Raw genomic sequence first — 21,800 nt, 5'->3', positions numbered from 1 at the left:
AAGTCAGGCTTTTAATATCCGTATTTCGGCTCCGAGCGCTAATTCCGGCAGTGGCGTCTTTTCTACACACATCGTGCCAGGTAAATCGGCATTGCAATCTCCTGTAAAGGCGATTGTGCAATGGCCAATGTCCCGCAGCGTTTCGTTCACTTTACTGCCAACGAAAAGAATCTCGAACCGCTCCCCGTTGATCTCTAAAAAATCGCCCGCTTCGACCCCTTCAAGCAAATCCGCTTGTTCATGGATGACGGCGAATGAGCGCAGTTCTTCCGGAACGGTGTTATTGAAAATGACCATCATGTTTTCTTCTGCGAATAATTCCACTTCTTCGCCAATTTCCGTAATTTTTGCTTCATATTTTGTAATCATAAGCTATTCCACCCAATCTCTTTTTTAATACATCCCAAAGCTCAGTAAATAGGCGATGACGACAGCCAATGGCCCCGTAATCAATCGGGAAATCAATACTGCAGGAACCCCGACTTCGATCGTTTCCGGTTCTGCTTCTCCAAGTGTCAAACCGACTGGAACAAAATCGGCGCCTACTTGAGGGTTGATGGCGAACAATGCCGGAAGTGCCAGTTCAGGCGGAATATTGCCGCGCCCGATTTCCACACCGACCAGAACACCGACGACTTGGGCAATGACTGCACCTGGCCCGAGCAATGGCGATAGAATTGGCAAGGAACAAATGACGGACAGAATAAGGAGGCCGACCAAGTTCCCGGCAAGCGGCGTTACGAAGTTGGCGATCAAATCCCCGATGCCTGTAAAGGTTATGATTCCGATTAACATACTGACAAACGCCATGAAAGGCAAAATATTTTTGATTACCTGATCGATCGTTTCGCGTCCTGCCTGGTAAAGAACCCCGACCACTTTTCCTGCGCCGCGTCCGACCCGTTCGACGATATTCATCTTTTTAGGCGGTTCGCCGCTGCTGTTTGCGGCCACTTTTCTTCTCGCTTCTTCTTTCAATTCCTGCGGTGTTTTGCGGACAGCGGGCGCGATGGTTTCATCGACTGCATCTTTCACTTCATTTTGGTCCTCATATGGTGCCGCTTCGGTGCTAATATCTGAAACCGTTACCCCAGAGACGAAATTTTCTTCATTGATAAATTTCATCAATGGGCCCGATGGTGATGTCGGATTTACGTTGATCGTGAGGATGTTCATCTTCGGGTAGACGCCGCAGCGGGCTGTTCCGCCGCAATCGATGATGACGCAAGCCATCGTTTCTTTCGGATACGAACCTTTGAATCCATCTACCGCTTCAGCACCCGTCAAACGCGCTATTTCCGCCGCCACAGGGTGAATCCCGCCGCCTGTAACCGATACGATATAGCGCTGTGTTTCATTCGGCCGGATCGTCAGCGGCCCTCCCCATCCTCCGCGGCCTTTGGTCACGGAAATCGCTTTGAAGTTTAATGGTGATTGATTGTCTGCCATTTTTCTTGCCCCCTTTTCAAATAAGCGCCTCTATAACCTATTAGACTTCCATGCCTTTAGATTTCATCATGCGGATCGTAATGAATTCCGTGACGATTCCACGAATCAGGATGACAATGACGCCCACTAAGAAGAAACGGATCGCCAAAGGCCCCAACGATAGCCCCAATTCCGTGATACCTGCTGCGATTCCAAGATAGACGAACAGCTCGGCAGGGTTTGCGTGCGGGAATAGTCCGGTGATCGGATGCACAAATGATACAGCGGAATCATAGAAAGCCGGCTTTTGTTTTTCCGGCAAAAACTTACCGAATGTATAAGCCATTGGGTTTGTTAAAAAGAAGACTGCTAGAACCGGGAAGATCGTATAGCGCAAAATAATATTTTTGGTGCTTCTTGCGGCCAAACGATTGATGCGCTCTTCACCGATCAACCGGATCAATGCATTGATTGCTGTGATCAAGACGATCAGTAATGGAATAATCCCTGTCACAAGCCCTGTAAATGTATCTGCACCTGCTTGGAACATGCCGATAAAGCCTTCAGCGAGCGATACTAAAAAATCCATCCTTATTCCTCCTTATACTGCTAGATTTGTCTTTTTGCTCATTTGCGCTTCAATTTTTTCAATTGCCATTTTAAAAGCCTGGCCGTCGGTATCTTCGTCCAGTTTTTCTTTTAACGATTCTATATCCAACCCATTGTATTTAGGGAAGGCTTCAAACCGGCTGAACACCGTCACGCCTTTCATGAGTTGGCTCTCGATCAATGAGCCTTCTTCATTGGTTACCACGATAGCGATTACGCCTATCCCCATTTTTTGTTTCTGTATGCCTACCCCTAAATATCCTGAAGGCCGGTTGCTCATTTTCTTTAATGTAGCTTGGTAATTTTTCAATTGGACTTTTGTCATCAAAATTTGAAGGATCCATATCCCTGCAAACAAAGCGATAAACCATCCCCACAAAACAAATCCCCTCCACTCTTTTTTACATTTGTTCTTAACCAGCACAAATGTTATTAAAAACATTATAAAAGCGCTTACAAAATAAATCAATAGCCGTTGAAAGAATATTTTAATTATTTTGCCAAATAAAATTTTTGCTTTGCTGGAATCTTATATTGTTCATGTGTTTGGATGGCTTGCAGCAAACTTTCTACTATATAATTATGCTTGTTTTTGTGCGTTGTTCTATATGCCAACTCAGTCGTTATTGTTTACCATCAAAAACAGCGGTGCGAATATTGAATTCGCACCGCTGTTTTACTTCACTCTTTATGAAAGTAATCGATTTTTAAAGAAACACAATGAACGCCAAAACGCTCGCGAGCACGATGCGGTAAATAGCAAAAGGCACAAGTTTGATGCGTGAAATCAATTTCAGGAAAAACTTGATGGAAATCAACGCAAAGATAAATGCCGTGACAAATCCTGCGGCATAAAAGCTGAGATGATCGAACGAAATGGCTTCCCAATTTTTTACGAGGGAAACGATCGAAGCTCCAAGCATAATCGGGACAGCCATGATGAAAGTGAAATCAGCTGCGGTTCGATGGTCCAGCCCAAGGAGTACGCCTCCTGAAATGGTCGAACCAGAACGGGAAAAGCCTGGCCACAGCGAGAAGCACTGAACCGCCCCCACACTTAATGCCTTGAGGTAGCTAATTTCATCCAGTGAATTGATGGATGGCTTTTTGGGCCCGAATTTGTCGGCAATGATCATAAAGAATGCGCCGACGACCAAACCGACCAGAACTGTTTCGATGCTGAAAAGGTTCTCATCAATAAAGTCTTCAAACAGCAAGCCGAAAACCCCCGCTGGAATAATGCCTATTACGACGTGCAGGATATTAAATTTTGCGGGCGTATCTTGCTCGATTTTGTATAAACCGACAAGGCTCAACATGCGTTTCCAGAAGACGAAAACGACTGCGAGTATGGATCCAAGCTGAATGACGATTTTGAAGGTATTGGCTGATGGAGCCCCTAAAAACCCTTCCGTGTTAAGCCATAAATCATCAAAGATGATCATATGCCCTGTTGATGAGATGGGCGCAAATTCGGTTAGGCCTTCCACTATCCCGAGCACCAGCGCTTTCAATATTTCGATGATCTCCATAATTGCTCCTTTTAAACGTAATAGACGGACAATATGAAGACGCTTTTTTTTAATTTGGGTTCCGCACAAAGTTCCAAGCCTGAATTTATTTTTCTTCAAACTAACAAAGTTTTAATTACCGATCGCATTCACCTTTAACTAAACCCGGTATTTTGTACACATTCAATCGCTCGAGTGCCATCTTCCACTCCAAATCAAAACCCGCTAGCCGCCTGTCCCAGGAGACAAGCGGCTAGCGGGTTTTAGAATCCTTATTCGGTAATGCCTACATCGTCAAATCCTTTAGCCGTGGCTTTTTCTTCCGCACTTCCTTCTCCATAAATGTCGGCTGCTGACTGGACAATGAGTTTGCGGGCTTCGCTAAAGTTGGAAGTTGGTGTCAAGTAGACCGTCAAGGCACGGTAGAAAATCTGGCCGAGTTTTTCCTTGCCGATTTCTTCGCCGATCAAGTAAGCTGCGTGGTTGGTAATGGATGAATTAATATGGACGCCGCCATTATCCAAACTTCTCGGCAAGTCATAGAATTCATCCATATGGGAAGGATAGTTACCTTCACCGTCGCCGTACTCAACGTAAGCCGCGTTAACTGGATATTTGCTTGGGTCGCTTAAGCTGCGCAGCGACACCCTTCCGTCTTCTATAGCGTCAGGACCCATGATGTCTTCCCCGACTTCCCAATCGTCTTCATCAACCAAGGCGCCGAAAATATCTGCAAAGGATTCATTCAACGCGCCGGATTCAAAACGGTACTGGAGATTCGCGGAATTGGAGATCACGCCGTGCGTCATTTCGTGTGCTGCGACGTCCAAGCCGGCTGACAATGGCACCATGAACGAGCCATCGCCATCGCCGTAAGTCATATGGCGGCCATTCCAGAATGCGTTGTTATAGTTTTCGCCGTAATGCACATAGGAAATGATCGCCATGTCGTTGTCGTCGAGCGAGTTGCGGTCGTGTTCATCATGGAAATATTCATACACTTGCTCCGAGTTATAATGCGCGTCGACAGCTGGGCGCAAGTATTCATCTTTCCACGAAGCGCTGTAGTTCGTGACAATTTCGCCGTCGTTGGCATCAAACGTATAGATGCCTTCCAAGCCTTCGTGCGACTCATCCGACAGACTGAAAGTTGTGCCTCCCTTGGCTTCTTTACTCTTTGTCGTGTGGATTTTGCGCTGCTCGCCAAGTACACCGGTCCCGACGGATTGATGGATGTCTTCTGCATGCATAATCGCGTTGTACTGATCGATTACTTTACCGTTTTTCGCATCGACAAAGACAAACCAGTTGCCGGGCTCGTCTCCGAGGAAGTTGACGTTGACCTTATAAGCCAGATAGTTTTCACCGTCAAACGGATAGACGACCACTTCCGATTCGGGCGCATACTCAAGCTCTTCCGGTGCATCGACTGCACCCTTAGCTGTTTGAACGGCCGTCAAGACACTGACAGCCGGCGTCGTGTCGACGTTGCTGGCGGACGCTTCAGGGAAATGGCTGCCGTTGACGGAAACCAATTCATCTTGCGCGTTGTAGTGAACGACCACTTCCGCTCCCTCCACTGGTACACCGTTGACGGCCTGGTTAAAGCGGACGTGTGTCATGCCGAGTGAATCTTTTTCAATTTCTTTTTGCTTTAAGTTTTTCTTGGGATTTTTCAGACCGGTCTTGTTCTCGTTTTCCGCTAGATAATCAAGCGCATTTGACGCATTGCTGGATGCCCGCTTCTCGGCAATTTTCTCTTTGACGAATACAGGGACATTGGCATTTTCATTCCACGTTTTATCTGGCGCTCCATTTCCTTGTTGGCCATTTGCCAATGTGGTGCTGGCTGTAAACGAACTTGCGACGAGAGCTGATGATAAAATGACAGGTACAATATATTTTTTCTTCAAATTTTTTCCTCCTCGACGTTAATAAAATTTAGTATACCGAAGTAAATTTAGACAAGCAATAAGATTACAGATTATTTTGTATATTTGAAAAATACTACCTAGCAATTTTCGGAGAGCCTCTATCCTTTTACACTAAGGAAAATATTGGATTTAACCAAAACAGCTTCCGGCAGGATAAAAGACATATACGAGCCGAACCCGTCTTCTTTTTAAAAAGCAAAAAGAGGAAACACTGAATATCTCAGCGTTCCCTCTTGAATGTGAGCACTTTTCGAGGTTTTTATTTGCCATCCTGATTCATGAGTTGTGCTTTATAGCGATCAGAATTGTTCAGCGCACTTCCACCACTTCGTCTAAAGGCAGTTCCAAGGCGCGAAGGCATAAGTCTTTCTTGAGCGTTTCCAAGGTTTCTGCTTCCTCCTGTGTGAGCAGGCAGTCCCTTTCTTTCTTCACCAAGTCGTAAAACACAGCAGGCAGGAAATCTTTTTTCAAGCTGACTTCCACTTCTTCTCCTGTAGCACGCGAAAAGATGAATGCATAGGAACTTTTCGTGTAAGGATCGAACCTGGCAGCGGGATAGTCTGGATCTACGAAGTATTTTCCGCGCGTTTCGGCTCTTGTGATGAATTCGAAAGCATCTCGGAATCCCGCGCATCCCTGTCCTGCTTGGATGGATAGTTCTTGCCGCTCGGGCACATCCATGCCGTAGAGCGCCTCGAATGCGGCTTCAGCCATGCGGTAAGCGACGCCGACCGACGCCATTTCCTTGGCTCCGTGGTATTTGCGGATATCATCAAAAGCGATGTGGACCAATTCCTGTTCATCGTAGATATGAATAGCTGTCATTTCCAATACCTCCTGCAATGAATGATGTGTATATAAGACTTTTCTGAATTCCTTATTCTAGCTCAATCAAATTCCTGCTTTTTCTTTTTGTTCAGCCAATAGGCGAATACAGCAGCGGCGGCCATAACGGCAAGCGTCGTCTTATTTACCTTTCCTGCTTGTTCATCAATTTCTTCTTTGATAAGAACGTTCGCCTCTTGCCCGGTATTCGCAGACTTCAAATCACTTGAAGTAAAGAGCCACTCCAGCAGGTCCGCTGGTTCACCAGGGTTCTGCGCAGTTTCAGGGCTTTCAATTTCAATCCTTGTATCCTGCAGCATTTCAGCAGCGGCTGTACTGGAAAGCGACAAGCCAACGATCAACAAGAAGAGGAATTTTTTCATCTGCTCGCCCCATTTCTCCAGTGGAACTCAGCACCTTTTAAAAGACCCTGGCATAAGCCAAGGTTTCTCTATTGATGTGCCACTTCAATCTACCACCACTGAGAATTGTTATCAACTAGGTGATTGATAGTCATAACTGATTTTCCCCTTTCCGACCGTATGCTGCGGCTAGCTGCATTATTGTTCGTGATGGCACCATAAACATTTCTTATAATAGAAAAACTCCCCTCATTAAAATGAAGAGAGCTTTTCCGAAATGTGATCGCAATAGGCTTGTTCTGCTTCGGTTAATTTTTGTTCCGTATCAATGACGAGCCCGTTTTGCCGGACAATGCGCAGCCCTTTGACGGAACGGTAAACCAAGGAAGCGTCCGTTGAATCGAGCGCTTTTAGCGGAAGAAAGGAAACCGAATCACTTTGCCTCAGCGCTTTTTTGATGATCTTGAAATCGGTCATCTGCATATAGAAAGCCTCGACGCCTTTCGCTTCGAGCGCCTGCTGGATGAGTGTTTGCATATGCCTGCTTTGTGTCTGCAACACCGCTGCATGTTTGAGGTCTTTGGCATAGATCACTTTTCGGGTCGCCAAAGGATGGCTCGCGGAGAAGACCAACTGGAATTCTTCCTCAAACAAGCCTTGAATGTCATACGATTGGTGTAATTTCGCATCTGCAGGATAAATCGGCATGACAGCGAACTTGGCTTTCTTGGCCATTAACTGCCCGCGCAATTCCGTATAGCATCGGCCGTTGATTTCAAAAGGGCAGGCCTTGCAGCAAGCCGCGTGGACATCGAATAATTCTTCGTAATAATTTTCGGCAATGTGGTTGCTCATATAAATGGCAACTGGCTTTTGGGCGGCAGGCGTGGCCATGAGTTGCTGCGTCGCCTCAAACAAGTCGAGCAGCTGCCTGGCTTGTTTTTGTAAGAGAATGCCGCGCTCTGTCAGCTCAATGTGCTGCTTTTTGCGGATGATGAGTTTCACGCCGTAGTATTCTTCCAAATAGCGGATGTGCTGGCTGACGGAAGGCTGCGAGCAATACAGCTGTTTCGCCGCCTCGGTATAGGATCCACATTCAGCCAGCACTTGAAAGGTATGTAATTTCCCCAGCACGGCATTCACCCCTTTTAATTGATAATAATTCTCAATTCATCATACCATAAAAAATCCCGCTCTCCTGTTCGAAAGCGAGATTTGCAGCAACTGCATTCATTTATTGAAAGCTTCAAAGCTCCGAACGCTCGACGCCTTCGAGGGCATCATTGGATTGGTTGTCTTGCTTTTGAATAATGGACGATTACTTCATGTGTCCCTCACATCCTCCGCTCCTGTTTTATTAAACGGCTGCGGCATAAACAAAAGACGGAGAACCCGTTCAATTTCAGCTAAGTCCCCCGCCTAAAAATGCTTATTGTTTTATTGAAGCCAACTATCCAAAAATGCCTGCTGGTCCCCTTCAAAATATGTCTCAAAGAACTCCCTGAATTGTTGTTTTGTCACCCGCTGAAATTGAAACTCTCCATAATAAACCGCCAGAAATTCCAGTGCAGCCTCGTTTCCACCGCGCTCGTCGAAAAAGCCTTTCACCAATAAAGGAACTTTGCCATAGACAGTCGCATAATAGGCCGGGGTGTCAAATTCGTCAAGCGCCAAATCAGCATAGGTTTCCGTTTCGTAAGATTCTTCATAGGCTTTTGCATTTTGAAAACCGCTGTCCTCATCACCGTAATAGTCGCTAAGGAACAAGCCGGTACTGAACTCGGTCAAACTCTCATCAAGCCAAGCGTTTTCGTATGGATCATTAGCGACCAAATAATAAAACCATTGATGGGCAATTTCGTGTACCAAGATCGAATCAAGTAATTCTTCGTCCATCGGCACTTCCACAATGTTCGGATATTCCATATAGCCGTCATTCGCAATCAAATCCAGTTCAGCAAACGGATAATCGCCGATGTTTTCTTCGAAATAAGCAAATGCTTCGACTGACAGTTCAGCCGTCTCCTCCAGGATTTCCGACTCAGCCGGCACAAACACACGCAACTCCGTATTTCCAGATGTGCGTTCTGCGACTTGCCAATCGGCTGGATCCAAAAACGCCGCATAAAAATCCTTGATTGCTTCTCCAGTTAAGGTTCCAGATGAACTGGCCTCTGCCGGACCGTCTGGTGCAGAAGTGGCGATCAGGTAATCCTCTGGCAATTGATAAGTGACCGTATAATCGCCGTACCCCGTTTCATAGGATTCTCCTTTGGGATCATAGTCATTGACTTGCCAGCCCCCGTCATATTCAGCAAGCATCGGATACCAATGGGCTAAGTAATAATTGTTTTCCACCTGCGCCAAGCGAATGCCGTTTTCAGGTAAGGTGAGTGTGTATTCAATCGTGACAGCTTGTTGCTCGCCTGGTGTTAAATCCGATTCCAGTTCGATGAATAAACTACCGCCATTCAATTCATATCGCAATTCATCTTCACTCGAAGTGATTGAATTCACTTGTAAGTTTGCTGATTCACCTGAATAATCGTTAGTTATTTCTTTATTTATAGCGTTGGGGACAAGGTGGAAGGCGATGTCTGCCCAACTTTCCTGTGAGTCGTTTGTAATTAGGATGTCTGCAGAAACCTGAAAAACTCCTGCTTCTTTCATATCGAGGTCAATGTTGTAGCTAGTGTTGCTTTGTGGAATGCTGGCATTCCCCGTCTGCTCACTCGTTCCTCTGAATAATATTGAATAACCAAATAAATGAAAACTGCAATGAAAAACAGAAAAGCTAGGAACCTGATTTTCCTTTTCACTAGCACACCTCCTTCACTCAACAAGAAATTGAATAATTATATTCATTTTGCGATATCTAACACCTCCCTTTTTTGAATGGTTCTATTCAATTAAATTTTAAAGACGCGCGTTTGCGAATGGCTGTCCCTATCAATGGCTCATTTTCATCTTGTGTTCGTTTCGCCGAGTTGATCATCGCCATAGCCAAATCTTCAGTGGGAAGCGGCTGTTGGGAACGAAACAATCCTGCTTTATTCATGAATTGAATGGCTTTTAAGCCCAGCACTTCGAAGGTGCGGTCGCTTCCCTTCCTCATCAAGATCGGCGGCTTGATGATGGTTAACTTTGGAAAGCCTAACTCTTTAACCGCTTCCTCCAACTGCCCCTTCATTTTCGAATAAAAGCTGCGGGCTTTTGGCGATGCAAACTCAGCAGATACCAATACATACCGCTCGACTCCATTTTCTCTTGCGGCTTTCGCAAATTCATATTGATAGCCATAATCAACTTTCCATTGTGCCTCTTTGCTTCCTGCGGCTTTAATTGTCGTGCCCAAGCAGGAAAACAACACATCCCCTTTGACCAAGTCGCGCCATGTATCCGGCTGGTCAAAATCGATGACATGGTCTGTTAATTTATCATGCTGATTATCCAGTGGACGCCTTACGAATACATCGACTTTTTCAAATGAATCATCTTTCATCAATTGCTCTACAAGATCTTTTCCTGTCGCTCCTGTTGCACCAATCACTAATGCGTTCATAATGGTCCTCCTTTATTGTCTCTACTCATTTTAGTTTTTTCTCCAGTATCTGCGTTCGCTCAGCCGCCTCTTTTAATCCTGGTGCGCGTTCAAGCATTTGTTTGTAATTGGCCAGCGCCTTATTGTAATGCTCTTCTGCAAGATCCACTTGGACTGAAACGGCATAGACATCCGCTAATTGTTCGTGGGTCTTGCCGATGCTGTTATGCGAATAAATATAGTCCGGTGTTTTTTCAATCACTTCAGCACTTAGCATTAATGATTCACTAAGGCTTGCGATCGCTTCTTCCACATGGCCTTGCTTCATATAGAGCTTGCCCCTTTCGCGATAGGCCGAAGCAAGTCGATTGCGCGAACCGCCTTGTTTTGGCGACAGCTCGATGGCTTTTTCGAATGCTTCGACGGCTATATGGAATGATAAGTGGGCTTCGGGGTATAAGTTCAATTCGATTTGAAGATTCATATAATCGACTGCTGCATGGCCTTTTTTCTCCAACGCATCGACAAAATAAGGTGATTGTTCAAGTACTGCATCATAAATAGCCAGTGCACGAACAAAACTTTGAATTTTTTTTGCTGGTTCGTCTACTGCTGAATACTGCTCGGCAAGGCGTTTATGGGCGAGTCCCATATTAGCTGTGATGCGGATACTGTCTTGAATGTCTTCTGAACGGAGTGCCCGCTCGTAATATTCAATCGCTTTCAGGTAGCAGTCTACAGCACTGGAATCACCAAAAAGTTGAGTGAGCTCACCTAGTTTTTCATATGCCAGCGCCGTCAACGCATCGATACTGGAAACGCCGCCGAGTTTATCTGCCGCCTGTTCGCTCGCTTGAATAGCGTGCCGGTAGTTTTCCATTGCTTCCTCATAACGAGCGAAACGGACATTCAATTTTCCGAGCCGCACCGATTGCATCATTACTACTGTATAATATGCTTCGTCTTTATTGCCGTGAAAATCCGCTGCATAGTTCTGCCCTTCGTTTAACAGGCTATAAGCTGCATCGTATTGGCTCAGCTGTATGTTGATTTCAGCTAAGTCGATAGAGCAACGGGCGAGCGATTTGGCGTTGTCCGGGTTCGCTTGCACCTTTTTATATTTGTCGAGGGCGGCCTCGTATTGGGAGACCCCTTGCTCGTAATTGCCTTGGAGCAAATACGTTTCACCGAATAGCTGATGAATGGCTCCCTGCAATTTTTCATCGGCATCTGTTGTTAAAGCCATTTGCAATTTCCCGTAATGGGCAGACAGCCACTGGAAATGGCCGCTATTTTTTAATTGCTTCCCTATTGCGAGGAACCAGGACAAAAAATCATCTGTCGTAAGTGCGAGTTTGCCATGGTAAAACGCCTCTTCAAAATACAGTTGTTTGTAGTGGCCACTTGTTTTAGTTAGTTTCTCATCATAATAGGCAAAGAGCACGGCATGCACTTGTTGGCATAGATCGGCATCTTGCTCGTGAACTTGTTCTTGCAGACTGGTGCGCATCATCACGTGCATTTGCCATTGCTGTTCGTTTTCTTTTGTAATGAAGGAAAAGCGGAACAACTCGGTGTACGCGGTATGCGGGAAGCCGGTATGGAATTCGGTCACCAAATGGCGGAACAGCTCAATCGTCCAATGTCTCGTAAACGACAACACTTTCAAGGTCTCTTTTTCAGGCAGCTCTAAATAAACGAGAAAACGATCCAAGATTTTCTGTGGTGTTCTCGAAAATTCATGCAGTTGCGGTTCATGTGTTTCCTCCAATAGATTATACGTATCGACCATGAGATCAAGGTAATATGGAAGGCCGTGGCTCGCTTCAATGATTACCTTACGGATTTCTTCGGAATGGATGCCGCAAGATTGCAGGAACTTGTCGGAATCCATTGGCGACAAGGCACCGATCAAATGCTGTTCCAAATACAGTTCATCGTCCCAGGCCGGATTTGTTTTGGCCCATTGTATCTTTTCGCGTCCACAGATGACCCATAGCACTTCAGGCAATTGCAGCACCAATTCCTGCACCCACGCGTCTTTATCGTAAAATGACCCTTGCTGCCTCGATTTCTCCCATAGGGCTTCATATGTATCAATAAAAATGACCGCGCCCGCTTGCTTGCTAGCAAGATGCGCCCTCAAATCGGCTGCCCAATAAGCCGGCAGCCGCTCTTCTATTTCATGCGGCAATAAATCCTGCAGCTGTTCGAGAATTGCTTTTCCGTTGCCCATCCACCATTGCAGAATTTCTTTATATTTCGCAATGCCGCTGATGAACTTTAAGGTTTTCGGGAACCATTGTGCAACCGGGACATTCTCCAATTGATGAATGACTTCGCCGATAAAACTGCCTTCTTCCAAGAATGGAAGCGCCTCGTCTTTTGCCTTCATGCTGACTTGCGGATTGAGTTTTTTCCAGTAGATGATATACGCAAGGTCAAAACTAGTGAATTTGATGTGATGCTGTTTTTTCAGCTCTTCTCGTAGCCAGATCATGGCTTCGCTTGGCGTGCGGTGCTTTTCTTCCTTAAAATCCAAGATGGTTTTGACGATAAACGGATCTCGCAATTCGAGCTTCCGGTCCAATTCCCGAAGCAGCCTGGACTTGCCGATGCCGCCGACTCCGTAATACGTCAGCACTTTATAACGTTCTTGTATCTTCTCATCCACCGCATCCATAAATGCTTTAGTCGGTTCCTCGCGGTCGGTAAATTCCCGCATCGCAGAATGTTTTTGGTTTTCTGATGCATGTAATGAAAATCTCGGGCGCAGTTCCATCGAGTTCCCTGCTTTCTAAATGGTCTATTGGTATGTAAGAATTTTTTGTCAACTCATTTTACCATATAACACATTCTGGAAAACAAAGTGATAAAAAAAGAGATGGTCCCAAAGCGCCCAGGATCGGCAAACGGAGGACAGAAAGAAAACAAAGAAAAAAACCTGAATGCCTCCCATTCAGGTTTTTTCACTCGTTCAACACGAAGGTTTTCTTACCACTTGCCGTTTTCTTCAAGAATTGATTTTAAGTCTCTGAACAAATTATTATGTGTGCGTGCCATTTGAGTCCCTTCATGCTTATCGGTATGCTCAATGCTCGTCAACCATGAATCTTTCCCGGCATGTGGGTTTTTAATAGACATATGAATCGTGTGTTCATCCTGTTTCCAGAAATTCAGATTGAGTCCTGCAAGTGTTTTGGTCTCATTTGCCATAATTATAATCTCCTTCAAATTACCATTTGAATCATATTGTACCACAAACAGTTTGCAGTTTTATTGTTTATTCACCCCTAAACGCTGCAATCAACACCTAACAAACTTGCGCTTAAATCCAAGACGTCCCTTTTCCAAGCCTTGTTGAATGCTGTCATAGGCATAGAGCTGCGTCGGTTTCTTGTTTTCCCGTTTGAGCTCGACTTTGCCGACAGCTTTGGCGGTTTCCGCCGCTTTGTCGCTCAATGGCTTATAGGAAATGCCAACGGTGTAGAGGAAATTATTCATCGAGGCTTTCGTCCGTTCGGGGGAATGGTGGATCGTTTCTTTCACCGTATCGAGCATGGCGGAAATTTTGCCTTCCGAGAATTCACTGTCCTTGCGGTTGCCGAGCAGCCAACAATAACAACTCCAGCCGGCAGACATGCGCAGTTCATCACCGCTCGCGATCCATTTATCGGCCACTTGCTGCGCGATATCGGATTCCGACAAGGTAACCGCCACTACATAATCAGAAAGCATATAGAAATAAGCTCCGTCCATCCAGCGGTCGAAATCAGCTTCTGTCATCGTTTTCGGTTCGGCGATAATGCCCGCAAAATACATGGCGTCGTAATTGCCCGTCGCATACAATTGTTCTGCTAAAGGCTGGTCGATTTTGATTTGCTTGGCGATCGGCTTCATCGCGCCTGTGGCTACGCCAAACACCGGCTCTTTGGCTCCGCTCGACAGGTACATTTTCTTCGTCCGTTCTTTCCCTAAGCCTTCGAGTTCTTGCATGATTGTATGGAAATCCATCTTTTACACTCCCTCTCATTAATAAAAGACGTTTTCCTTGCTGTATATTCGATGTTATCGATACAACTGGAAAACGTCTGATCGTCAATCCTCTATTATCTTCACCATCCGGCGTTCTTTTTTATTCCACCCAAATTCGTCAAAGTCGTGAGCGATTTCGCTATTCTCGTGAACCTTCCGCATGCTTTTCAACAGCTCTTTTTCGTGTTCCGTCATGAACCGTGCGCTCATGTGGTTGACGATGAGCTTTTGTGCTCCGGCACGTCTTGCCACGTTGGCCGCATCTAAAGTCGTCGAATGGCCGTATTCCTTGGCGAGTTTTTCTGTTTCGCCATCGAACGTCGCTTCATGGACGACCAAGTCGGCATCTTGCGCTAATTGTTCCGACTTTGCACAGTACTGGGTATCACCGAGAATTGCGACCGTAAAACCGGGTTCTGCCGGGTCGGTCACTTCTCCGGATTCCACTTGGCGGCCATCCGCGAGCTCAACGGTTTCGCCTGCTTTTAACTTGGCGAGCAACGGGCCTTTCGGGACACCGAGCTGTTTGGCTTTGTCCATATCGAGCTTTGGCAACAGCGGTTTTTGCTTGATGCGGTAACCGTAAGTCGGGATGACGTGTGCCAAGAGACCGGCTTCGACTGTCATCGTGTCATCTTCAAAGATGATACCTTCTTTCACTTCATGGAAACGGATCGGGTAAGTCAAATGCGTCCGGCTTAAGCGCAAGGTCATTTCTACGTATTCCTTAAGCTCTTTCGGCCCATACAGATCGAGCGGCTCATCGCCCCCTTGGAACGAACGTGATCCCAATAGCCCCGGCAAGCCGAAAATATGGTCGCCGTGCATATGGGTAATGAAAATCTTCTCGATTTTGCGCGGCTTGAGGGTCGTTTCGAGAATTTGGTGCTGGACCGCTTCCCCGCAGTCAAACAGCCAGACTGCTCCGCGCTCTTCGTGCAATTTCAATGCGAGCGCCGATGTATTGCGTTGCTTCGACGGCATGCCCGCCCCGGTTCCTAAAAATAATACTTGCATTAGCGTTTCTTCCTCTCATGGTCACTCAGAAAATCTTTGCTTAAGCTGGTTTGTGCGTCATGTTTCGATTGATGATAGGCCACCCCTCTGGAAACGGAACCTTTCCCGAAACGGCTTTCGAGCTTGGACACCAAATCCAGTATCGGCTCATCTTTCGCGTGTTCCTCGAAATTGAAGAGCGATAATTGCTCGGTCATGTCGCCTTTATCGACGACGTTTGAGACGGTGACTCCGACAAGCCTTAACGGTTCACCGTTCCAATGTGTTTCGAACAATTGCCACGCCTGCACCATGATGTCTTGTTCTTTCCACACGGTATTGTTCAAGGTCACGCTGCGGGTACGATTTTTCCAGTCCGCACTGCGCGTTTGGATGCTGACGGTTGGACCTGCCAAGTTCTTCGCATGAAGGCGGCCTGCGACTTTCGTGCTCAGGGTCCGGAATATTTTCTTCAAACTTTCCAGATCGGTCTCATCGAACGGCAAAGTCGTCGAAGTGCCGACACTTTTGCGGTCATAAATCGAATCGGGATCTACTTCGCGGCTGTCTTCTCCTCTGGCACGCGCCTGCAGCCGCACCCCATTTTTCCCCATCTTCTCTTTAATCAAGCCCTCCGGCGCATTCGCCAAATCCCCGATCGAATACAGCTTCAAGCTATTGAGCTTTTTCGCGGTGCTTTCCCCGATGCCGTGCATTTCAATGACTTCTCTTGGCCAGAGGATGCGCTGGATGTCGCGCTTCCTCAAGATGGTGATGCCCAGCGGCTTTTTCATATCGGACGCTGTTTTGGCCAGGAATTTATTCGGTGCAATGCCGATGGAACACGGCAAATCAAGTTCTTTCAGGATGCGCTGCTGCAGCTGTTCCGCAATGTCCACCGGATGCTGGTCAGCCGATAGTTCCGTCACATCGATATAGGCTTCATCGATCGACACCGGCTCGACGGCATCAGTATAGGTACGCAAGATCTCGAACATTTGCCGCGACGCTTCCCGGTAACGGTCGAAATTCGGCGGCATCAGCAAGAGCCCCGGGTATTTCTTCTTCGCCTCGTGCACTTGCATCGTCGTGTAAATGCCATGCGCCCGCGCCTCGTAAGAACAAGTGACGATAATGCCTTTCCGCTCTTTCGGATTTCCCGCAATCGCCAGAGCTTTTCCTTTCAGCGACGGATCGTGCGCCTGCTCGACGGATGCATAAAAGCTATTCATATCAATGTGGAAAATAACTCGCCCCGCCATAACAATCGCTTCGCTTTCCTTTTTCTTTCAGTGTATCAAAAAATAGGCGAACAGGCATCCTGTTCACCTTTTCCAGTTCCAATGGATTTGTGCTAGATTTATTAAGCTTTGCTAAATAAAATTAGTGCTTAGTTGGACTTGTAAGCGTGGTGTGCTGACCGTTGTTTGTTTCATCTTTGAATAGCCGCCTCCCGCTTTGGGCTGGCCTCTCACAATAAGCCAAGAAGAACACTTGTCTTATTGCTTCGGCTCGCCCGTGTGCGCGGTTCGGCTTTAATATTTCCTTGAGTGTTGCGTGCGAGGAAATATCATTGTTGAGTGTTTTCATCCGCTGGTGGGGACGCTTAGCTAGACTTGATGGTTATGAAGTTGCCGTGGCTATTCAATTTGAACTTACAAACCTGAACAAAACTATTCAAATTAATTCCATTGCTAGATGCATTTGATTTACTTTCTAAAACTAGAGATGAAGCGGAAAGGGGCCGACGCCTGAGGGACCGCGCGGGCTGGCGAGACAAATGTGCCGCGCTCTTTGCGGCACATTGGCTCAACACCCGCCCCATCCCCGGGCAGCTGAAAGCGCGACGTCCTGTCGCATCAGCTGCATGACTCGCATCCTGCGAGCCCCAAGCGTGCCCCTTGCAGCGCAATCTCCCGTACTAAACAACTGCCCCGATAAGCCATGTGTAATGGCCTGTCGGGGCAGTTGTTATGGTTTGATTAACGTGTGGCTGCTTCTTTGACGATTTCGACCAAGAGCTCGGTCAGTTTCTCAAGCTCTAGGACCGGCATGCGTTCGTTCGTTGTGTGGATTTCTTCATAGCCGACACATAGGTTGACCGTCGGGATGCCGTGGCCATTGATGATATTGGCATCGCTTCCGCCTCCGCTTGTAAGGACAGGCGATGGGCGCCCGATGCGCTCAGCTGCAGCTTTTGCGATATCTACGACAGGGTCCATTTCATCAAAACGGAATCCTGGGTACATGAGCTGGACGTCTGTTTCCGCACGTCCGCCCATTTCTTTGGCAACTTCTTCGAAAACGGATTCCATGTGAGCCGTTTGATCTGCCAATTTGTCTTCGCTAATCGAGCGTGCTTCAGACAAAATATGGACTTCGTCGCAGACGATATTGGTCGCTTTGCCGCCTTCGAAACGGCCGATGTTTGCAGTCGTCTCTTCATCGATGCGACCGAGTTTCATGCGCGCGATCGCTTTTGACGCGATGGTAATCGCAGATACGCCTTTTTCCGGCGCAACGCCGGCATGCGCCGTCTTGCCGTAAATCGTGGTCCACAATTTTGCTTGGTTCGGCGCAGACGTCACAATGCCGCCAACTTGGCCGTCGCTATCGACAGCATAGCCGAATTTCGCCTTCAATAGGGATGCATCAAATTCTTTCGCCCCGACCAAGCCGCTCTCTTCGCCAGCTGTGATCAGGAATTGGATGTCCCCGTGCTCAACGTTTTCTTCTGACAAATGGCGTGCGAGTTCCAATAACGCTGCGACGCCGGCTTTGTCATCAGCACCCAGGATCGTCGTGCCGTCTGAATACACATAGCCGTCGCGAACTTCTGGCTTGATGCCTTTACCCGGAACGACTGTATCCATATGTACGGTGAAATAAATCGGCGGTGCGTCTTTTTTCGTGCCTTCAAGTGTCGCCACCAAGTTTCCTGCACCATGGCCTGTGCGTTGTTTTGAATCATCTTCGACTACGCTAAAGCCGAGAGCTTCCAGTTTTTCCGTCAATACTTTCGCAATGGCGGTTTCTTCTTTTGTTTCGGAGTCGATTTGCACAAGCTCCAAAAATTCTTCCAATAAGCGATCGGTTTTCATTCCAAAAACTCCTCTTCTATTCCATTTAGTCCAGTTCCTATTATAGCCTTAGCATTTGACGACTTCATGCAAAACGCATCAATCTCTTCCCTTTAACAGGAAGAGATTGGTCGTAAAGTCTTTTATAGCGGCATATTGCCGTGTTTTTTCTTCGGCCGTTCGTCTTTCTTGTTGCGCATCATCTCGAGAGCCTGTATGAGTTTGATGCGTGTTTCACGCGGGTCGATGACGTCATCGACCATGCCGCGTGCTGCGGCGACGTAAGGATTCGCGAATTTCTCGCGGTATTCTTCGATTTTCGCTGCACGTGTCGCTTCGGGATCGTCGCTTGCGTCGATTTCACGGGCGAAGATGATATTCGCTGCGCCGTTCGGGCCCATGACCGCGATTTCGGCATTCGGCCAAGAGAACACCAAATCCGCGCCGATTGATTTCGAGTTGAGTGCCACATAAGCACCGCCATATGCTTTGCGCAAAATGACGGTCATTTTCGGGACAGTTGCTTCCGAATAAGCATAAAGGATTTTCGCCCCGTGGCGGATGATGCCGCCGTGTTCTTGTTTAATGCCCGGGAAGAACCCAGTGACATCTTCGAAAGTAATAAGCGGGATATTGAAGCTATCGCAGAAGCGGATGAAACGCGCCGCTTTATCGGAAGAATCGATATCAAGCCCGCCTGCCATCACTTTCGGCTGGTTGCATACAAGCCCGACCGTTTCGCCTTTGATGCGGGCAAGGCCGATCACGATATTGCGTGCGAATTCCGGCTGCACTTCCATGAAGCTGTCCTTATCAACGACTTGTTCAACGACTTTTCGGACGTCGTAGGGGCGAATCGCTTCGTAAGGGACGATATCAGCCAGATCCGGCCGGTAATCGTCTTCGTTGTCGACTTCAAGGCGCGGGGGCATTTCCTGGTTGTTCTGCGGCAAATAGCTGACCAATTGGCGTACCATTTCGAGAACTTCCTGTTCTGAACCTGAACGGAAATGCGCATTTCCGCTAATCGCAGTATGTACACGTGATCCTCCGAGATCCTCCGAGGAAATTTTTTCTCCCGTAACCGTCTCTATAACTTTCGGGCCCGTGATGAACATCTGGCTCGTTTTGTCGACCATGAAGACAAAATCGGTAATAGCTGGCGAATAGACCGCTCCGCCTGCAGATGGTCCCATAATGACGGATATTTGCGGGATGACTCCTGAATAAATCGAATTGCGGTAGAAAATATGGCCGTAGCCATCAAGCGATAATACGCCTTCCTGGATGCGCGCACCGCCGGAATCGTTCAAGCCGATAAATGGAGCGCCGTTTTTCGCTGCCATGTCCATGACGTTGGCGATCTTTTTCGCGTGCATTTCACCCAACGCACCGCCAAAAACGGTGAAATCTTGAGAAAACAGGTAAATCGGGCGGCCATTCACTTTGCCATAGCCGGTGACGACGCCTTCTCCTGGGCCTTTGCCCATACCGAAATCGGTTGTGCGGTGTTCGACGAATGGGCTTAATTCGACAAAGCTGCCTTCATCGAGCAACAAGTCGATGCGCTCGCGGGCGGTCAGTTTGCCTTTTTCGTGCTGCTTATCAATGCGGGCTTCGCCGCCCCCTAATTCAATTTCTCTTTTTCTGTCATACAACTCATTGATGCGTTCATAAATGTCCATTTCCCCACTCCTCTGTCACTTCTTTTCGCAAAGTTCGTACAAGACGCCGTTTGACGATTTCGGGTGTAAAAAAGCGACCATTGCGCCGCCCGCTCCCGGTTTCGGTTCGTCACTCAATAAATTGACACCGTTTTCACGAAGTTCCGCCATGCGTTGTTCGATGCCGTCGACACCGAATGCGATGTGATGGATGCCTTCGCCTTTCTTCTCGATGAATTTGTGGATCGGGCTGTCTTCGCTCATCGGCTCAAGCAGCTCCAGCTTGATGTTGCCCGCGTCGATAAAGGCCACTTTCACTTTCTGCCCTTCCACTTCTTCGATTTTCATCAACGGACATCCGAGTGTCTCTGTGTAATAAGGCAGGACCTGCTCCAAATTTTTTACAGCGATTCCGATATGATCGACTTTCTTCATCCTTATTCACTTCCTTTTTTGGCTTCCTCTTTATTGTACCCATTCAAAGGCAAAAACTCTAGTTGTTATCGAATATTAAGAAAATGGCAAAGCTGGCAGTTTAAAATCCTGCCTGGATGTGGTATGATTCTCTCAAAGTACAGGAATAAAGGAGCTATGCTATCCATGAGAAACCAAGCTTTCCGTAAAGTCATTGTCTATGCAATGGTCGGATTGATGCTGCTGTCGAGCCTGATGATGGGCTTAAGCTTCGTCATTTAATTTGAAATCTGCTGAAGGGCTTTTTACGCGCATGATTTACGCGCTGTAGAGGCCCTTTTTTCGTGTGCACACAAAAAAACGGCCAGAGCGTGATTTCTCTGGCCGGTTTTTTTAGGCGGGGCTTGGGTTTAGCCCTTTTTTATTGTGGAAGCCTTTATAACTCTGTTTAATCTCAAGATAAGTTTCCATTTCCTGGATGATGGCATTCAAATCCGCCATCGCGAGGAATTTTTCGTGTGTGTCCGGAAGCGGCATTTCGGCGAAATTCGCTTTCAGCCGGTCCAATTTGGTGATGTACTGGTCGGCGGTATTGCCGGAATGCACATGTTCTGACAAGTCTTCCAAAAAGTCAGCAACAAGCTGAGTCTGTCCGACGATCACCGGGAGTGCCGTGATTTTCGGCAAGATGCGTTCGATGATTTGAAGCTGTTGCTCGCGCATATCGAAATAATGATAATACTTGTTTTCGTGTCGCAGTAAGTGATTCTCAACATCCTGATAAGCGAGCGCTTTGGCTTTATCGATCAGCTTTTCCGATTCCATCAATTCCTTGCCGGTCCACCCCGATTCCCCGTGGCGCAAGTATATGGTCGTTTCACGGAAAATCGTCGAATAAAGCCGTTCGACTTCTTCACGGTAGCGGTCAAGCTTTTTCTCGATGCTCGGCATATACATATTGACAATCAACGCCGTACCGAAACCGATCATCATCAACATCACTTCGTTCAGGAATAATGCGCCGGTCAAATCTTTGGCGTCGTATAAATGAAGCAAAATGACCGCACTGGAGACGAATCCATCCGAAAACCCCAGGCTGACGAGCACCGGAATGAACAGCAAGATTAAGATGCCCAGCGTAATGGGATGATACATGCCCAGTTCAAAAAAGACAAAGGCGAATCCGATGGCGATCATGCTGGCGACAAAGCGCGAGAACGCGGCACGGACCGACTTCTTTTTCGTCGGCTGGATGCACAGGATCGCCAAGATGCCGGCTGATACATAATATTCGAGTCCGATCAACTGGGCCAAATAAATGGCGATGGCGGCCCCGAGCGCTGTCTTCATAGTCCGGTAGCCGATGCGATATGGTTTCAGTTTCATAGGCGTCTCCCCTCA

Annotated in this window: 21 protein-coding genes; 1 reads left to right on the top strand and 20 read right to left on the bottom strand. The window is 47.2% G+C overall.

From position 1 onward, the window contains the following. Positions 1-3 precede the first annotated feature (3 nt). From AUC31_RS06465 to mce, 19 genes are all read right to left on the bottom strand, one after another. Positions 4-369, bottom strand: coding sequence for a PTS glucitol/sorbitol transporter subunit IIA (locus tag AUC31_RS06465; RefSeq protein ID WP_058380835.1), 366 nt, complete (start codon positions 367-369; stop codon positions 4-6). Positions 370-393: 24 nt separating this feature from the next. After that, positions 394-1,449 (bottom strand): PTS glucitol/sorbitol transporter subunit IIB, encoded by a 1,056-nt coding sequence (gene srlE, locus AUC31_RS06460; RefSeq protein ID WP_058380836.1) that lies wholly within the window; start codon positions 1,447-1,449, stop codon positions 394-396. 40 nt (positions 1,450-1,489) lie between these two features. Next, positions 1,490-2,017 (bottom strand): PTS glucitol/sorbitol transporter subunit IIC, encoded by a 528-nt coding sequence (gene srlA / locus AUC31_RS06455; RefSeq protein ID WP_058380837.1) that lies wholly within the window; start codon positions 2,015-2,017, stop codon positions 1,490-1,492. Between the two features lie 12 nt (positions 2,018-2,029). Next, positions 2,030-2,479 (bottom strand): transcriptional regulator GutM, encoded by a 450-nt coding sequence (locus AUC31_RS06450; protein ID WP_237150718.1) that lies wholly within the window; start codon positions 2,477-2,479, stop codon positions 2,030-2,032. A 265-nt stretch (positions 2,480-2,744) separates the two neighbouring features. Then, complete coding sequence (locus tag AUC31_RS06445; protein ID WP_058380839.1) at positions 2,745-3,569, bottom strand: undecaprenyl-diphosphate phosphatase; 825 nt, start codon at positions 3,567-3,569, stop codon at positions 2,745-2,747. Positions 3,570-3,820: 251 nt separating this feature from the next. Beyond that, positions 3,821-5,461 carry a M4 family metallopeptidase gene (locus tag AUC31_RS06440; protein ID WP_058380840.1) on the bottom strand — a complete coding sequence of 547 codons (1,641 nt, stop codon included), beginning with the start codon at positions 5,459-5,461 and terminating at the stop codon, positions 3,821-3,823. A 330-nt stretch (positions 5,462-5,791) separates the two neighbouring features. Beyond that, positions 5,792-6,307, bottom strand: coding sequence for a hypothetical protein (locus AUC31_RS06435; RefSeq protein ID WP_058380841.1), 516 nt, complete (start codon positions 6,305-6,307; stop codon positions 5,792-5,794). Positions 6,308-6,369: 62 nt separating this feature from the next. Then, positions 6,370-6,690, bottom strand: coding sequence for a hypothetical protein (locus AUC31_RS06430; RefSeq protein WP_058380842.1), 321 nt, complete (start codon positions 6,688-6,690; stop codon positions 6,370-6,372). Between the two features lie 231 nt (positions 6,691-6,921). After that, the gene (locus AUC31_RS06425) at positions 6,922-7,803 is read right to left on the bottom strand and encodes a LysR family transcriptional regulator (RefSeq protein WP_058380843.1); all 882 of its coding nucleotides are present in this window, start codon (positions 7,801-7,803) and stop codon (positions 6,922-6,924) included. 303 nt (positions 7,804-8,106) lie between these two features. Next, on the bottom strand, positions 8,107-9,186 hold the full coding sequence (locus tag AUC31_RS06420; protein WP_058380844.1) for a M1 family aminopeptidase: 1,080 nt from the start codon (positions 9,184-9,186) through the stop codon (positions 8,107-8,109). A gap of 388 nt (positions 9,187-9,574) precedes the next feature. After that, the gene (locus AUC31_RS06415) at positions 9,575-10,231 is read right to left on the bottom strand and encodes an NAD(P)H-binding protein (protein WP_058380845.1); all 657 of its coding nucleotides are present in this window, start codon (positions 10,229-10,231) and stop codon (positions 9,575-9,577) included. A 25-nt stretch (positions 10,232-10,256) separates the two neighbouring features. After that, positions 10,257-12,992 carry a tetratricopeptide repeat protein gene (locus AUC31_RS06410; RefSeq protein WP_058380846.1) on the bottom strand — a complete coding sequence of 912 codons (2,736 nt, stop codon included), beginning with the start codon at positions 12,990-12,992 and terminating at the stop codon, positions 10,257-10,259. 212 nt (positions 12,993-13,204) lie between these two features. After that, positions 13,205-13,426, bottom strand: a complete 222-nt coding sequence (locus AUC31_RS06405) for a hypothetical protein (RefSeq protein WP_058380847.1) — start codon at positions 13,424-13,426, stop codon at positions 13,205-13,207. Positions 13,427-13,516: 90 nt separating this feature from the next. Next, on the bottom strand, positions 13,517-14,224 hold the full coding sequence (locus tag AUC31_RS06400; protein ID WP_058380848.1) for a DNA alkylation repair protein: 708 nt from the start codon (positions 14,222-14,224) through the stop codon (positions 13,517-13,519). 84 nt (positions 14,225-14,308) lie between these two features. Then, complete coding sequence (rnz, locus tag AUC31_RS06395) at positions 14,309-15,262, bottom strand: ribonuclease Z (protein WP_058380849.1); 954 nt, start codon at positions 15,260-15,262, stop codon at positions 14,309-14,311. Further along, a complete protein-coding gene (locus AUC31_RS06390) occupies positions 15,262-16,503 on the bottom strand; it encodes a DNA polymerase IV (protein ID WP_058380850.1) in 1,242 nt (413 codons plus the stop codon). Before AUC31_RS06390 ends, rnz begins: the two co-directional genes overlap by 1 nt. 720 nt (positions 16,504-17,223) lie before the next feature. Continuing rightward, positions 17,224-18,342: a M20/M25/M40 family metallo-hydrolase gene (locus AUC31_RS06385; RefSeq protein WP_058380851.1), complete on the bottom strand. Its 1,119-nt coding sequence runs from the start codon at positions 18,340-18,342 to the stop codon at positions 17,224-17,226. A gap of 122 nt (positions 18,343-18,464) precedes the next feature. Further along, positions 18,465-20,006: an acyl-CoA carboxylase subunit beta gene (locus AUC31_RS06380; protein ID WP_058380852.1), complete on the bottom strand. Its 1,542-nt coding sequence runs from the start codon at positions 20,004-20,006 to the stop codon at positions 18,465-18,467. Between the two features lie 15 nt (positions 20,007-20,021). Next, positions 20,022-20,420, bottom strand: coding sequence for a methylmalonyl-CoA epimerase (gene mce, locus AUC31_RS06375; RefSeq protein WP_058380853.1), 399 nt, complete (start codon positions 20,418-20,420; stop codon positions 20,022-20,024). Positions 20,421-20,585: 165 nt separating this feature from the next. Between mce and prli42 the strand changes: the two genes are divergently transcribed. Next, positions 20,586-20,681: a stressosome-associated protein Prli42 gene (prli42, locus tag AUC31_RS17680; protein ID WP_156889046.1), complete on the top strand. Its 96-nt coding sequence runs from the start codon at positions 20,586-20,588 to the stop codon at positions 20,679-20,681. Between the two features lie 111 nt (positions 20,682-20,792). Here the strand turns inward: prli42 and AUC31_RS06370 are convergent, their stop codons facing one another. Then, positions 20,793-21,785, bottom strand: a complete 993-nt coding sequence (locus AUC31_RS06370; protein ID WP_174519999.1) for an aromatic acid exporter family protein — start codon at positions 21,783-21,785, stop codon at positions 20,793-20,795. Positions 21,786-21,800 lie beyond the last annotated feature (15 nt).

It is taken from the genome of Planococcus rifietoensis (assembly GCF_001465795.2).
Classification (GTDB): Bacteria; Bacillota; Bacilli; order Bacillales_A; family Planococcaceae; genus Planococcus; species Planococcus rifietoensis.
Note: the sequence above shows the minus strand (reverse complement) of the source record. Positions and strands in the feature narration are given on the sequence as shown.

Bases quoted from the DNA above. Each gene is read 5' to 3' on its own strand.
- srlA (WP_058380837.1), bottom strand. From the start codon at position 2,017: ATGGATTTTTTAGTATCGCTCGCTGAAGGCTTTATCGGCATGTTCCAA.
- prli42 (WP_156889046.1), top strand. From the start codon at position 20,586: ATGAGAAACCAAGCTTTCCGTAAAGTCATTGTCTATGCAATGGTCGGA.
- AUC31_RS06465 (WP_058380835.1), bottom strand. From the start codon at position 369: ATGATTACAAAATATGAAGCAAAAATTACGGAAATTGGCGAAGAAGTG.
- AUC31_RS06370 (WP_174519999.1), bottom strand. From the start codon at position 21,785: ATGAAACTGAAACCATATCGCATCGGCTACCGGACTATGAAGACAGCG.
- mce (WP_058380853.1), bottom strand. From the start codon at position 20,420: ATGAAGAAAGTCGATCATATCGGAATCGCTGTAAAAAATTTGGAGCAG.
- AUC31_RS06390 (WP_058380850.1), bottom strand. From the start codon at position 16,503: ATGGCGGGGCGAGTTATTTTCCACATTGATATGAATAGCTTTTATGCA.
- AUC31_RS06400 (WP_058380848.1), bottom strand. From the start codon at position 14,224: ATGGATTTCCATACAATCATGCAAGAACTCGAAGGCTTAGGGAAAGAA.
- AUC31_RS06445 (WP_058380839.1), bottom strand. From the start codon at position 3,569: ATGGAGATCATCGAAATATTGAAAGCGCTGGTGCTCGGGATAGTGGAA.
- rnz (WP_058380849.1), bottom strand. From the start codon at position 15,262: ATGCAAGTATTATTTTTAGGAACCGGGGCGGGCATGCCGTCGAAGCAA.
- AUC31_RS06380 (WP_058380852.1), bottom strand. From the start codon at position 20,006: ATGGACATTTATGAACGCATCAATGAGTTGTATGACAGAAAAAGAGAA.
- AUC31_RS06450 (WP_237150718.1), bottom strand. From the start codon at position 2,479: ATGTTTTTAATAACATTTGTGCTGGTTAAGAACAAATGTAAAAAAGAG.
- AUC31_RS06410 (WP_058380846.1), bottom strand. From the start codon at position 12,992: ATGGAACTGCGCCCGAGATTTTCATTACATGCATCAGAAAACCAAAAA.
- AUC31_RS06385 (WP_058380851.1), bottom strand. From the start codon at position 18,342: ATGAAAACCGATCGCTTATTGGAAGAATTTTTGGAGCTTGTGCAAATC.
- srlE (WP_058380836.1), bottom strand. From the start codon at position 1,449: ATGGCAGACAATCAATCACCATTAAACTTCAAAGCGATTTCCGTGACC.
- AUC31_RS06415 (WP_058380845.1), bottom strand. From the start codon at position 10,231: ATGAACGCATTAGTGATTGGTGCAACAGGAGCGACAGGAAAAGATCTT.
- AUC31_RS06430 (WP_058380842.1), bottom strand. From the start codon at position 6,690: ATGAAAAAATTCCTCTTCTTGTTGATCGTTGGCTTGTCGCTTTCCAGT.
- AUC31_RS06435 (WP_058380841.1), bottom strand. From the start codon at position 6,307: ATGACAGCTATTCATATCTACGATGAACAGGAATTGGTCCACATCGCT.
- AUC31_RS06405 (WP_058380847.1), bottom strand. From the start codon at position 13,426: ATGGCAAATGAGACCAAAACACTTGCAGGACTCAATCTGAATTTCTGG.